A 12261-nucleotide genomic window follows, 5' to 3' on the forward strand; every position below is an offset into this window, starting at 1 on the left:
GTGAGCACTTTTGTGCCGGGTCGGCTCAGGACAGGCGCTCGAGCACGAGCGACATCCCCTGCCCGCCCGCCGCACACATCGTCTCCACACCGATCTCCAGGTCCTTCTCCTGAAGGGCGTGGATGAGCGTCGTCGCCATCCGCGCACCGGTCGAGCCGAACGGGTGACCGAGGGCGATCGCGCCGCCGTTGACGTTGACCCGGTCGAGCGAGACACCGAGCTGGTCGACGCACGGAAGCACCTGCGCGGCGAAGGCCTCGTTCATCTCGACGAGGTCGACGTCGGCCACGCCCATGCCCGCGCGCGAGAGCGCCTGGCGGGTGGCCTCGACGGGGCCGAGGCCCATGATCTCGGGCGAGAGGGCGGAGACGCCGGTGGACACGATCCGCGCCAGCGGCTGGAGGCCCAGCTCCCGCGCCCGCACGTCGCTCATCACGACGACCGCTGCGGCGCCGTCGTTGAGCGGGCAGCAGTTGGCGGCGGTGACGGTGCCGGTGGGCCGGAAGACCGGGTCCATCGCGGCGACCTTCTCCAGGGTGACGCCGCGGCGCGGGCCGTCGTCGGTCGCGACGACGGTGCCGTCGGGGAGGGTGACCGGGGTGATGTCCTTCTCCCAGAAGCCGCGGTCGGCGGCGGCCTCGGCGAGGTTCTGCGAGCGGACGGCGTACTCGTCCTGGCGCGCACGCGAGACGCCGCACAGGTCGGCGACGTTCTCGGCGGTCTCGCCCATCGCGATGTAGATGTCGGGCAGCTCACCGGACTCGCGCGGGTCGACCCACGGCTTGCCGGCGGCGGCGCGGGCGGCGCCGCGCTCGGCGGCCTCGGCGTACGCCGGGTCCTTGGTGTCGGGCATGCCGTCGGCCTTGCCGAGGGCGAAGCGGGAGACGGTCTCGACGCCGGCGGCGACGAAGGCGTGTCCCTCGCCGGCGCGGATGGCGTGCATCGACATCCGGATCGCCTGGAGCGACGACGCGCAGTAGCGGTGGACGGTCGCGCCCGGCAGGCCGTCGTAGCCCAGCTGGAGCGCGGTCATCCGGCCGATGTTGTAGCCCTGCTCCCCGGCGGGCTGGGCGCAGCCCATGATCAGGTCGTCGAGCTCGCGCGGGTCGAGCTCGGGTACGGCGTCGAGGGCGGCGCGCACCATCTGGGCGGCGAGGTGGTCGGGGCGCATGTCCTTGAGCGAGCCCTTGTAGGCACGGCCGATGGGAGAGCGGGCGACGGAGACGATGACGGCTTCAGGCACGGGTTCATCCTAGGCGAGGAACCAAGCAAGTGCTAGGTTAAATGGCATGGCGAGTGACACACGCGTCGCGGACGGCGGGACCGGCCCGGCGCTCCATTCGACGACCTTCCGGCTCAGCTATGCCGACACCGACCCGGCCGGGATCCTCTACTACGGCGCATGGTTCCCCTGGATGGAACGCATGCAGAGCGAGTGGTTCTGGCTCAACGACCTGCGTCAGGACCAGCTCAAGGCGCGCTACGGCTTCTGGACGGTTACCGCGCACACCGCCTGCGACTACCTGCAGGCCGTCGGCCTGTTCGACGAGATCCGGATCGAGCTGCGGCTCGGCGAGGTCGGGCGGCGCTCGTTCGAGATGCTGCACCGGATGGTCCGCACCAGCGACGGCGAGGTCGTCGCCCGCGCGCGCATCAAGATCGTCGCCGTCTCCCCCGAGCAGACCTCGGTGGGCATCCCCGACCTGCTTCGCCACCACCTCGACGCCTGGGCGCAGGGCGCCCGGCTCACCCCCACGGAGGCCCTCTCATGAGCTACGGAACCACCCTCGTCACCGGCGCGACCGGCGGACTCGGCGCGGAGATCTGCCGCCGCCTCGCCAAGGACGGCGCCGAGCTGCTCCTGCTGCACCGCCGTACGGCGCCCGACACGCTGGTCGCCGAGCTCGGCGACAGCGTCCGCGGCGCCGCGGCCTGCGACCTGGCGGACGCCGCGAGCGTCGCGGCCGCGGTCGCCGAGCTCGAGGCAGCACACGGCCGGATCCGCACCGTCGTCCACGCGGCCGGTCCGCACGTCCCGATGGTCCACCTCTCCCGCGTCACCCCGGAGCAGTTCGCGACCCAGATCGACCAGGACGTCGTGGCCTTCTTCAACCTCGCCCACGCCGTCCTCCCGTCGCTGCGCGCGACCGAGGGCTCGCTGACCGCGGTCACCACCGCGGCGACGGTCCGCTACCCGGTCCGCGACGGCCTCTCCTCCTCCCCCAAGGCCGCGGTCGAGGCGCTCGCGCGCGGGCTCGCCGCCGAGGAGGGCCGCTACGGCGTCCGGGTCAACTGCGTCGGCCCCGGCATGCTCACCGACGGCATGGCCGAACGGCTGATCTCCAACGGCGACCTCGACGACCGCGCGCTCGACGTGGCACGCGCCAACATCCCCCTGCGCACGTTCGGCACGGCGGTCGACATCGCCGAGGCCGTCGCCTTCCTCGCCAGTGACCGGGCCGGCTTCATCACCGGCCAGAAGCTGGACGTCGACGGCGGCTACGGAGTCTGAGGAGCGTCATGAGCAACGACCCGATCACTCTCGGCTTCACCCCCGGTGACGCCGTCATCGTCACCGGCGCGGGCAGCGGCATCGGCCGCGCGGTCGCGCTCGGCGCGCTCGACGCGGGCCTGCGCGTCAGCGCCTGGGACCTGCGCCCCGACGGCCTCACCGAGCTCGCCGGCCGGGGCATCCACACCGCGGTCTGCGACGTCGCCGACGCTCCCGCCCGCGCGGCCGCGCTCGCCGTGACGACGGACGCGCTCGGCGGCGTACCGCGCTATCTGGTCAACAACGCCGGCCCGTCCTCCCAGGTCCCCCTCGACTTCGAGGAGGCGGTCCGGATCAGCGTCGGCAGCGTCCGCGGGCTCACCCAGGACTGGCTCGACGCCGGTACGCCGCCCGACGCCGCGATGGTCGTCACCGCGTCCGTCGCGGGCAACAAGGTCGGCACCGAGAGCGACTGGTACTCCGCGTCGAAGGCCGCGGTGATGGGCTACGTCCGCCACCTCGCCGCCCACCACGCCGACCGGATCCGCGCCAACGGCATCGGCCCCGGCATGACCGACACGCCCCGCCTCACCGGCTTCGCCGAGTCCGAGATGGGTCACCGGATCCTCGGCCGGGTGCCGCTCAAGCGGATGGGTCGGCCCGACGAGATGGCCTGGCCGATCCTGTTCCTGCTGTCGCCGCTGGCGTCGTACGTCAACGGCGTCTTCCTGCCGGTCGACGGCGGCTGGACCGTCACGCAGTAGCGCGCGGCCCGCCGCCGGCTCACCGCCCCGACTCAGGCGGTGAGCCAGCCCGGCCGCGCCGGGAGCCGCAGGTCGAGCAGGGTCCGCGCCCGCTCCTCGAAGAGCTGCGCGGTCCGCTCGGGGTCGGTGAAGCACCAGAACTCCCCGCGGGCGACCGCGCCGAGCAGCAGGGCCGCGGCGCGCTCGGGCGCCATTCCCTGCTCCTGGATGGACTCCGCCATCCGCTCGAAGGTGGCGCGGGCGTCGGCGTGGACCGGCTCCCCGGCCCGCCGTACGTCGTCGAAGATCCGCGTGCGGACCCAGTTCGGCAGCAGTGCCGACACCTGCACCGGCGTCTCCGCGGCCTTGAGCTCGAGATCGAGGCACTGGGCCAGGGCGAGAGCGGCGTGCTTGCTGGCGACGTACGCCGACTGGTACGGCAACGAGGTCACGGCGCCGGTCGACGCGACGATCGCCAGCACACCCGGACGCTCCTGGTCGGCCATCCGCGGGACGGCGGAGCGCGCGCAGTGGAAGGCGCCGTCGGTGTTGACCGCCATCACCTTGCGCCACTGCGCGGGCGTCATGTCGCAGACCCGGTCGCCGGACTCGATGCCGGCGTTGCTGACGACGAGGTCGACGTCGCCGTGCCGCGCCCACAGGGCGGCGAAGAGCGCGTCGACCTGGTCGCCGTCCGCGACGTCGAGGTGATGCGCCTCGGCGCTGCCGCCGGCCGCGACGCACGCGCTGGCGACGGCGGTGGCCCGCTCGCGGTCGACGTCGGTGACGACGACGTGGACGCCGTGGGCGGCGAGGTGCTCGACCATCGCCTCGCCGAGACCCGCACCCGCTCCGGTCACCAGGGCGACGCCGCCTCCGAACCGGTCGGCCACCACTGCGCTCATCATGCCTCCTGGACGTGCTCCTGATCGGTCAGGTGCTCGGCCAGCAGCCCGCGCACGGCGGCGCGGGAGAGCTTGCCCGTGGTGGTGTGCGGCAGCGCGTCCACCCAGACCACGGTCCTGGGCACCTCGTACCCCGTCAGTACAGCCCGCGCGTCCGCCAGCACCGCGGCCTCGTTCCGCCCAGCGGCATCGACCCCGTCGGCCGGGACGACGACCGCGACCAGTCGATGTCCGCTGCGCGGGTCCGGCACGCCCACCACCGCCGCGCGCGCGACGAGCGGCGAGCGCTCGAGCGCGAGCTCGACGCGGACCGGGTCGACGTTGAACCCCGACACCACGAGCTGGTCGTCGACCCGCCCGGTCACGCAGAGCGAGCCGTCGGGGTGGAGATGTCCCTCGTCGCCGGTGACGAACCAGCCGTCGTCCCCCACCGGTACGGCGACGTGGTATCCGCGTGTCAGCACCCGCCCTCGCGTCCCCGGCGGCACCGGCCGCCCGACCGCGTCGAGCACCGCCACCTCGACGCCGGGCAGGACGGTCATCGGGACGTGCGCGCCGTCGCTGGCCTGCGCGATATTCGGGCAGAGCGCGACGGTGCCGCACGTCTGGGTGAGCCCGTAGCCCGCCGAGACCCGCGGGATCCCGACCTCCGCCGCCAGCGGCAGCAGCGCGCTCGGCCGGATCTCGGTCGCCCCGGTCATGAACAGCCGCACCTGCGGCCCCAGCGACTCCCCGGCCCGTACGGCGGCCGCCAGGTCGTGCAGCAGGGCCGGCGGCCCGGCCACGATCGTCGCGGCCGACTCCCGCACCAGCCCGGCCAGCGCGTCGCGGTCGCGATCGGGGACCAGCCGCAGCGACGCGCCGCTGAGCAGTGCCAGCACCAGCAGTCCGTTGAACCCGAACGAGTGGGCCAGCGGCACGATGCCCAGCAGCCGGTCGCCGCTCGCCATGTCGAGCAGCCCGGCCACGTCGTCGTACATCCGGATGAGGACGGCGTGCTCCATCGCCACCCACTGCCGGTGGCCCGCCGTCCCCGACGTCGCCAGCACCACCGCGACTGCCGACGCCGCAGGGTTCGCCCGCCGAGGTGGCAGGGTGCCTGCGTCGAGGTCGCCGGGCTGCACCGCCGAGAGCGCGAGCTCGCCGGCAGCCGGATGCTCGGCGACGACCGCCCGCGCCCCCACCCGGACGGCGTACTCCTGACGCGCGGCCGCCGGTTCCTCACTGCCCAGCGGCGCCAGGGCCGCCCCCAGCAGGTGGACGGCGCCCGCCGTGACGACCCACTCGACCGTGTTGCGCCCCTGCAGGACGACGACGTCGCCCGCGCCGACACCGGCTGTGGCGAGGCGCTCCGCGGCGCCGTCGGCGAGCCGCAGCAGCTCGCCCCAGGACACCCGGCGGGTGCCGTCGTCGGCGGCGAGATCGTCGGCCTGCGTGCGGGCGCGGTCGAACCAGAGGTCGGCGAGGGTCGCGGGCACGTGCCCAGCCTGCCCGTCGCTCGTTGTCAGGTCATCATCCTGACCACACTGTGGCCTACCAAGCGCATGTTTGGTGACCAATATATGCCGGTTAGGCATAGTTCTATCCGTTAGTACACGGTAGAATCCCCTCGTGCCAGCCAAGGGACCCGACGTGCCGTCGGACGACGCCATCCCCTCCCTGCCCCCCACCGGGTGGGCGGTGCTCGGCCTGCTCTCCTTCGGCGAGGAGCTCTCCGGCTACGACCTCAAGCGCTGGGCCGACTGGAGCCTGCGCTTCTTCTACTGGTCCCCGTCCTTCTCCCAGATCTACAGCGAGCTGCGGCGGCTCGAGAGCAACGGCCTCGCCGCCTCCCGCATCGAGACCCGCGACGACGTCCGCGGCAAGCGGATGTACCACATCACCGACGAGGGTCAGCGTGCCCTCGCGGCCTGGACCGCCACCGAGCACGTCGACCCCGTCGTCCTCAAGCACGGCGTGATGCTGCGGCTCTGGCTGGGCCACGTGTCCGAGCCCGAGCACCTGCGCGCCATCCTCACCGAGCACCGCGACCAGTCCGAGCGGATGCGCGTGCGCGCCGAGGTCGACCGCGAGGGTGCCAGCGTCGAGCCCGGCTGGGCCTACACCGAGCTGGTGCTGCGCTGGGCCGAGCGCTACTACGCCGACGAACGCGACCGCGCCGAGCTGATGCTGTCCGAGCTCGACGAGACGACGCGCCTGTTCCAGACCTCGCCCGCGGCCGACTCCGCACGTCGTACGGCGGAGGAGCTGCGGCAACACCGCGCCTGAGGAACCCGATGACCCAGGCACCAGAGCGACCCTCCCGACCCGGCGTACTCGAGCGCGCCACGATGATCCTCGACGCCTTCGAGGACGCGCCCGGGCCGCTCGGCCTCGACGAGATCGCCGAGATCACCGAGCTGCCGCGCACCACCGTCTTCCGGCTGCTCAGCACGCTCAAGGAGCTCGGCTGGGTCCACCACGACCGGCGCGGCTACGCGCCCGGCCGGCGGCTGACCCCCCACGGCGGCGACTCCGAGCACCTCGACATCCGCGCCGCCGCGTCGGTCGCGCTCAACGAGCTGCAGCTCGCCACCGACGCCGTCGTCCACCTCTCGGTGCTCGACGGGCCGATCGTCCACTACCTCGACAAGGTGGGCGGCGCCCGCGCCACCACCATCCCCTCCCGCGTCGGCGGCCGGATCATCGCCACCGACTCGGTGAGCGGCCTGGCCATGCTGGCGGTGCTCACCCCCGAGAAGGTCGACGCGCTCGTCGGCCACCTCGACCGGACGCCGGGCGGGCTCGAGTCCGTGCACCACGAGCTGGCCGCCGTACGGCGTCGCAAGGGGATCGCGATCCTCGACGGCCTCCCCGGCACCGGCATCAGCTCGATGGCGACCGCCGTACCGGGGCCGCGCGGGCAGCGTCCGCTGGCCGCGATCTCCGTCGTACGGCGGGGACACCTGCCGCTGCCGGTCGTCGGGCCGCTGCTCCTCGCCGCCGCGCGCACGACGAGCCGCACGCTCTACCCGGACTGGGCGCCTCCGAAGCGCACCACCGCCCTCCGGTTGGCCTGAAACGCGTCGTACCGGACGAACTGGTCGTGTTTTCGCCCGTTGGGCGACCAGAACGTCCGGTACGACGGTGGATCAGGAAGCGACCGACTTGCCGAAGTAGGCGTCCTGCAGGAGCGTCATGTCGCTGACCTCGCTGGCCGGCGACGAGAGCATGGTGCGGCCCATGTCGAGCACGGTCACGTGGTCGGCGATCGCGAACGACGCCTCGACGGCCTGCTCGACCAGCAGGATCCCGATGCCGGTCTCCTTGAGTTGGTGCACCCGCTCCATCACCTCGTTGACGATGACCGGCGCGAGACCGCCGGACGGCTCGTCGAGCATGAGCAGGCTCGGCTGCGACATCAGCGCCTGGCCGATGGCGAGCATCTGCTGCTGGCCGCCGGACATGCTGGACGCCGGCAGCGCGCGCTTCTCGGCGAGGATCGGGAAGAGCTCGTAGATCCGCTCGACCTCCTGCCGCAGCTCGGCCCGCTTGAGCTTGCGCGGGTAGCCGCCGAGCAGCAGGTTCTGCTCGATCGTCTGGGAGTGGAAGACGCGCTTGCCCTCCTGGACGTAGGCGATCCCCTGCCGGACCCGCTGGTGCGCGGGCACCTTGGCGAGCGACTCGCCGCGGTAGGTCACCTCGCCGGCGACGATCTTGTTGAGACCGCTGATCGCGCGGATCGTGGTGGTCTTGCCCGCGCCGTTGCGGCCGAGCAGGACCGTGATCTCGCCCGCCCGTACGTCGAACGACACGTCCCACACGACCCGCAGGTCGCCGTAGCCGGTGCCGAGGCCGCGGACCTCGAGCAGCGGGGCCTCGGTCATCGCGTGCTTGCTCATCGCTCGGCTCCCTCGGGGGTGTGCGGGGCGACGTCCGCCAGGACGACGTGCGGCGCCTCCGGGGCGTCCGGGTCGATGCCGAGGTACTCGCTCATCACCCGCTCGTTGTTCTGGATCTCCTCCGGCGTGCCCTTGGCCATCAGCTCGCCGTGGGCCAGCGCGACGATCTCGTCGGCCAGCGAGAGGACGAGCTGGAAGTTGTGCTCGACCAGGACGACGGTGCCACCGGCGTCGCGCACCCGGCGGATGACCTCGGCCAGGCGCTCGACCTCGTCCTCGTCGAGACCGGACGCGGTCTCGTCGAGCAGCAGCACGCCCGGGTTGCTGATCAGGCAGCGCGCCACCTCGAGCAGCCGGCGCTGGCCCAGCGGGAGGGCCGTCGCCTCGGCGTTCTCAAGATGCCGGATGCCCACCAGGTCGAGCACGCGGTCGGCCTCGGCCAGGTCGCCCTTGCGGACCTTGCGGTAGCGCGGCAGGCGGAGCACGGCCTCGAGGACGGTGGCGCGGTGGCCGGCGTACCGACCTGCCATGACGGCCTCGCGGACGGTGATGCCCTCGGGGATGTTGGGCGTCTGGAAGGTGCGCGCGACGCCCGTACGGGCGACGGCGTCCGGGCCCATCCGCTGCAGCTGCTTGTCGTCGAGGGCGATGACGCCCGCGTCGGTGCGGTAGAAGCCGCAGATCATGTTGAGCAGCGTGGTCTTGCCCGACCCGTTGGGGCCGATCAGCGCGGTGACCCGGCCCGGCGAGGCGACCAGGTCGACGCCCTTGAGCGCCTGGTTGCCGCCGAACGCCTTGGCGACGCCCTCGACCCTCAGCACCTTGCCGGGTACGGCGGGCACGTCCTCCGCCGCGGCCGCGTCGGCCGGCGCCGAGGCGCTCACCGCCGGGTCCTCGCCGACGGCCTTGCGCCACAGCGAGCGGGCCAGGCCGGTGAGGCCACCGGTCAGCAGCACGCCGCCGATGATGAGGAAGGCGCCGGTGACGACAAGCGAGTACTTCTGGAACTCGGTCGACTGGTTGAGGCCGAACTGCAGCACGAACGCGCCGAACACGGCGCCGTAGACACTCGCGGAGCCGCCGAGCACGGAGGCGGCGAGGATCGTGGTGGCGACGCTGAACGAGAACGCCTCTGGCGAGATGTAGAGGTCGAGGCTCGCGAAGAGCGCGCCCGCGAGACCGGCCGGGACCGCGCCGAGGGCGTAGGCCAGCAGCTTCATCCGGAACACGTTGATGCCCATCGAGGCCGCGAGGACCGGGCTCTTCTTCAGCACCCGCAGGGCCGTGCCGTGCCGGGAGACGGCGATATTGCGCATCACCGCGAACCACGCGACGGTCACGATCGCGATGACCATGAAGTAGTCGTCGGGCGAGAGCAGCTTGCCGAACAGTGTCGGCGAGAGGATGCCGGAGAGGCCGTTGCGGCCGCCGGTGTCGTCGCGGAAGATCGCGAGGACGTCGGGCAGCAGCAGCACCAGGAAGAAGGACGTCATCGCCAGCGACCAGCTGCCGAGCCGGAGCCCGGGGATGCCGGTGACCAGGCCGACGAGCAGTGCCGCGAAGCCGGCGGCGACGAGCTGCAGCAGGATGTCGGTGTGGCCGCGCTGCGACAGCATGCCGGCGGTGTAGGCGCCGGCGGCGTACATCGCCACCTGGCCGAGCGCGAGCTCACCGGCGAAGCCGAGACTCAGGTTGAGGCCGCTGACGAGCAGCGACAGGATCATCGCCAGCTGGAGCTGGCGGACGATGGAGTACTCCAGGTTGAAGTGCGGGACCAGGATCAGCAGGATCCCCAGCGCGAGCGGGACGATCCAGAGCGGACCGCCGGACAGGCGGCGCGCGAGCGGCAGGTTCGCCATGGTCAGACCACCCTTTCCTTCGTGCGGACGAACAGGCCGGCGGGACGCACCATCAGGATCGTGATCAGGATCAGGAAGACCGCGAGGTTGGCGTACTCACCGCCCAGGTAGCGCGAGGCGTAGGCCTCGGCCAGGCCGACGAGGGTGCCGCCGACGAGGGTGCCCGGCATCGAGCCGAAGCCGCCGATGGCCAGGACGACGAAGCCCTTGAGCGCGAGCGCCGCGCCGAGCGTCGAGACCGCGAAGGTCTTCGAGCCGACGAAGAGGCCGACGAAGCCGGCCAGTGCGCCCGCGGCGACGAAGGCCATGAACGCGAGCCGTCGTACGTTCACACCGCGCAGCAGCGCGGCCTCGCGATCCTCGGCCATGCCGAGCAGCGCCAGGCCGGTGAGCGAGCGGCGGCTGTAGATGCCGAGCCCGACGACGAGGAGCACCGCGATCGCGATGAGGAAGAGCTCGACCGGGTAGGCGCGGCCACCGAAGAGGGTGATCGCGCTGTCGCCCGCGAAGAACGGGACGGTGAGCGGCTGGCTGCCCCAGGTGAGCTGGGCGGCGCCGTCGAGCAGGATCGAGGCACCGAGCGTGGTGACCAGGATGTTGTGCATGTCGCCGACGGGACGGATCGCGATCCGCTCCTCGATCGCGGCGATGATCGCGACCACGGCGGACGCGATCACCAGCACGAGCACGGTCGGCAGGTGCCACTTCACCAGGCCGGTGTACGCCACGAAGGCGCCGACCATGGTCAGCTGCGCGTGGGCGAAGTTGAAGGTCTTCGAGGAGATGAAGACGATGTTGTAGCCGATGGCCACGATCGCGTAGATCGCGCCCAGGGACAGGCCACCCCAGATCAGAGTCACGATGCTTCCTCGGGTCGTCGAACGAAGGAAAGGCCGGCGGGGTGGGCACAGACCACCCCGCCGGCTTCCGATGGACTTACTGGAACTGGCCGTCCTTGAGGGGGCCCGGGGCGATGAACGCGAACTCGTCGGCCGACGGGTTGGCGGCGTGCGAGTCGGCGGTGAACCGGTAGGTGTCGATGATCGCGGTGGTCGCGCCCTCGAGGACCGACGAGTCGATGAGGGCCTCGGCCAGCTTCTTCGGGTCGGTCGACTTGGCCTTCTCGGCGGCGGCCTGGACGAGGGCCAGGGCGTCGTTGTTGTAGGCCACGATCAGGGTCGCCTTGATCGGGTCGATCGCCTTCATGCGGGTGACCAGGTCGTTGACGTCGGTCGCGGCGTCGTCGTGCGCGGTGCTCTTGTACACCTGCATGACGAGGTTCTTCACCGACGGCGTGCCGAGCACACCGGACGGCGGCGGGGTGGAGATCAGGCCGGTCGCGGCGACGGAGGTGTTGCCGATGATCGGGATGTCCCAGCCGAGCTTCTCGACGCCCTTGAGGACGTAGCCGAGCGGGGCGCCGTACGCGTCGAGGACGAGCGCGTCGGGGCTCTTGGAGCGGATCGCCTCGAGCTGCGCGGTCATGTCGAGCGCGGCGACGTCGTACTCCTCGTTGGCGACGACGTCGACGCCGGCGGCCGTGAAGGTCTTCTCGGCGGCGGCGCCGTAGACCTCACCGTAGGAGCTCGAGCCGTGCAGGATGCCGACCTTCTTGTAGCCCTTCTCGGCGAAGTACGGCGGGAACGCGTCGAGCTGGTTCTGCGCGCTGGCCGAGAGGTCGAAGTTGAGCGGGAACGCCTTCGGGTCCGCGGAGGTCGCGGTCGGGCCGATGTTGAAGGAGAGGATGTTGTTCTGCTTCAGGATCGGCAGGGTGGCGTCGGCGACGGTCGACGGGCCGGAGTTGAGCACCAGGTCGGGCTTCTCCTTGGCGATCGCCTCGCGCAGCTTGGTGACGGCCGTGGTCGGGTCGGCCTGGTCGTCGACGACCTTGATGGTGACCTTCTTGCCGTCGATGCCGCCGTTCTTGTTGACGAGGTCGACGCCGGCCTTCGCGGACAGGACCGAGGTGGAGGCGTTGTCGGCCAGGACGCCCTCGGCCGAGATCCCACCGAGCACCAGCACGTGGTACTCGCTGTCGCTGCCGCTCGCGTCCTCGCTCGCGCAGCCGGCCGCGACCATGGCGAGCGCGGCGAGACCGCCGACCACCTTGAACAGACGTGTCTTCATCTCAGTTCCTTCTGATGACTGTCAGCAAACCAAGCGCTTGCTAGTTCGACGCTAGATGACGTGCGTCACATCGGTCAAGCAAGCGCTTGATTGTTTGACGTGACACGTGACCCCGATCCGCGACTCCGAGACGGCACGGCCCGATCAGTTCCCCGACCGGGCGGGCGTAGGGAGGAGCCCGAGCGACTCCGCTATGACCTTCCGGGTTATTTCGAGTAGTCATACTACGAGGGAAACCAAGCGAATGCTAGGTCT

12 protein-coding genes are annotated in these 12261 nt (G+C 71.6%); 5 read left to right on the top strand and 7 right to left on the bottom strand.

Translation table 11 applies throughout. The features are described from left to right. Positions 1–25: 25 nt before the first annotated feature. Positions 26–1243, bottom strand: a complete 1218-nt coding sequence (locus tag AB4880_RS12610) for an acetyl-CoA C-acetyltransferase (protein ID WP_367919559.1) — start codon at positions 1241–1243, stop codon at positions 26–28. A 46-nt stretch (positions 1244–1289) separates the two neighbouring features. On the opposite strand from AB4880_RS12610, the gene AB4880_RS12615 reads away from it, so the two are divergent. Genes AB4880_RS12615 through AB4880_RS12625 form a run of 3 tightly spaced genes read left to right on the top strand, consistent with a single transcriptional unit; the run spans position 1290 to position 3255 of the window. Continuing rightward, entirely contained in the window at positions 1290–1772 is a 483-nt protein-coding gene (locus AB4880_RS12615) for an acyl-CoA thioesterase (RefSeq protein ID WP_367919560.1), read from the top strand. Beyond that, positions 1769–2512: an SDR family NAD(P)-dependent oxidoreductase gene (locus tag AB4880_RS12620; RefSeq protein WP_367919561.1), complete on the top strand. Its 744-nt coding sequence runs from the start codon at positions 1769–1771 to the stop codon at positions 2510–2512. Before AB4880_RS12615 ends, AB4880_RS12620 begins: the two co-directional genes overlap by 4 nt. Positions 2513–2520: 8 nt before the next feature. Next, the gene (locus AB4880_RS12625) at positions 2521–3255 is read left to right on the top strand and encodes an SDR family NAD(P)-dependent oxidoreductase (protein WP_367919562.1); all 735 of its coding nucleotides are present in this window, start codon (positions 2521–2523) and stop codon (positions 3253–3255) included. Between the two features lie 32 nt (positions 3256–3287). On the opposite strand, the gene AB4880_RS12630 is transcribed toward AB4880_RS12625, so the two are convergent. Then, positions 3288–4139, bottom strand: coding sequence for an SDR family NAD(P)-dependent oxidoreductase (locus AB4880_RS12630; protein WP_367919563.1), 852 nt, complete (start codon positions 4137–4139; stop codon positions 3288–3290). Continuing rightward, the gene (locus AB4880_RS12635; RefSeq protein ID WP_367919564.1) at positions 4139–5617 is read right to left on the bottom strand and encodes a class I adenylate-forming enzyme family protein; all 1479 of its coding nucleotides are present in this window, start codon (positions 5615–5617) and stop codon (positions 4139–4141) included. Before AB4880_RS12635 ends, AB4880_RS12630 begins: the two co-directional genes overlap by 1 nt. 133 nt (positions 5618–5750) lie before the next feature. Between AB4880_RS12635 and AB4880_RS12640 the strand changes: the two genes are divergently transcribed. Next, positions 5751–6407, top strand: a complete 657-nt coding sequence (locus AB4880_RS12640; protein ID WP_367919565.1) for a helix-turn-helix transcriptional regulator — start codon at positions 5751–5753, stop codon at positions 6405–6407. 8 nt (positions 6408–6415) lie between these two features. Next, positions 6416–7198, top strand: a complete 783-nt coding sequence (locus AB4880_RS12645) for an IclR family transcriptional regulator (RefSeq protein WP_367919566.1) — start codon at positions 6416–6418, stop codon at positions 7196–7198. A gap of 72 nt (positions 7199–7270) precedes the next feature. On the opposite strand, the gene AB4880_RS12650 is transcribed toward AB4880_RS12645, so the two are convergent. From AB4880_RS12650 to AB4880_RS12665, 4 genes are all read right to left on the bottom strand, one after another. Further along, positions 7271–8020, bottom strand: coding sequence for an ABC transporter ATP-binding protein (locus tag AB4880_RS12650; protein ID WP_367919567.1), 750 nt, complete (start codon positions 8018–8020; stop codon positions 7271–7273). Further along, complete coding sequence (locus AB4880_RS12655) at positions 8017–9879, bottom strand: branched-chain amino acid ABC transporter ATP-binding protein/permease (RefSeq protein ID WP_367919568.1); 1863 nt, start codon at positions 9877–9879, stop codon at positions 8017–8019. Before AB4880_RS12655 ends, AB4880_RS12650 begins: the two co-directional genes overlap by 4 nt. Positions 9880–9881: 2 nt before the next feature. Further along, the gene (locus AB4880_RS12660; protein WP_367919569.1) at positions 9882–10739 is read right to left on the bottom strand and encodes a branched-chain amino acid ABC transporter permease; all 858 of its coding nucleotides are present in this window, start codon (positions 10737–10739) and stop codon (positions 9882–9884) included. 76 nt (positions 10740–10815) lie between these two features. Continuing rightward, a complete protein-coding gene (locus AB4880_RS12665) occupies positions 10816–12006 on the bottom strand; it encodes an ABC transporter substrate-binding protein (protein ID WP_367919570.1) in 1191 nt (396 codons plus the stop codon). Positions 12007–12261: the final 255 nt, after the last annotated feature.

Origin of the sequence: Nocardioides ginsengisoli (genome assembly GCF_039537225.1) — a bacterium.
Taxonomy (GTDB): Bacteria; Actinomycetota; Actinomycetes; order Propionibacteriales; family Nocardioidaceae; genus Nocardioides; species Nocardioides ginsengisoli.

What these genes read in the sequence shown, in the direction of transcription:
- AB4880_RS12665 (WP_367919570.1), bottom strand. Translation starts at nt 12,006, where the DNA reads ATGAAGACACGTCTGTTCAAGGTGGTCGGCGGTCTCGCCGCGCTCGCC.
- AB4880_RS12615 (WP_367919560.1), top strand. Translation starts at nt 1,290, where the DNA reads ATGGCGAGTGACACACGCGTCGCGGACGGCGGGACCGGCCCGGCGCTC.
- AB4880_RS12620 (WP_367919561.1), top strand. Translation starts at nt 1,769, where the DNA reads ATGAGCTACGGAACCACCCTCGTCACCGGCGCGACCGGCGGACTCGGC.
- AB4880_RS12655 (WP_367919568.1), bottom strand. Translation starts at nt 9,879, where the DNA reads ATGGCGAACCTGCCGCTCGCGCGCCGCCTGTCCGGCGGTCCGCTCTGG.
- AB4880_RS12625 (WP_367919562.1), top strand. Translation starts at nt 2,521, where the DNA reads ATGAGCAACGACCCGATCACTCTCGGCTTCACCCCCGGTGACGCCGTC.
- AB4880_RS12645 (WP_367919566.1), top strand. Translation starts at nt 6,416, where the DNA reads ATGACCCAGGCACCAGAGCGACCCTCCCGACCCGGCGTACTCGAGCGC.
- AB4880_RS12630 (WP_367919563.1), bottom strand. Translation starts at nt 4,139, where the DNA reads ATGAGCGCAGTGGTGGCCGACCGGTTCGGAGGCGGCGTCGCCCTGGTG.
- AB4880_RS12650 (WP_367919567.1), bottom strand. Translation starts at nt 8,020, where the DNA reads ATGAGCAAGCACGCGATGACCGAGGCCCCGCTGCTCGAGGTCCGCGGC.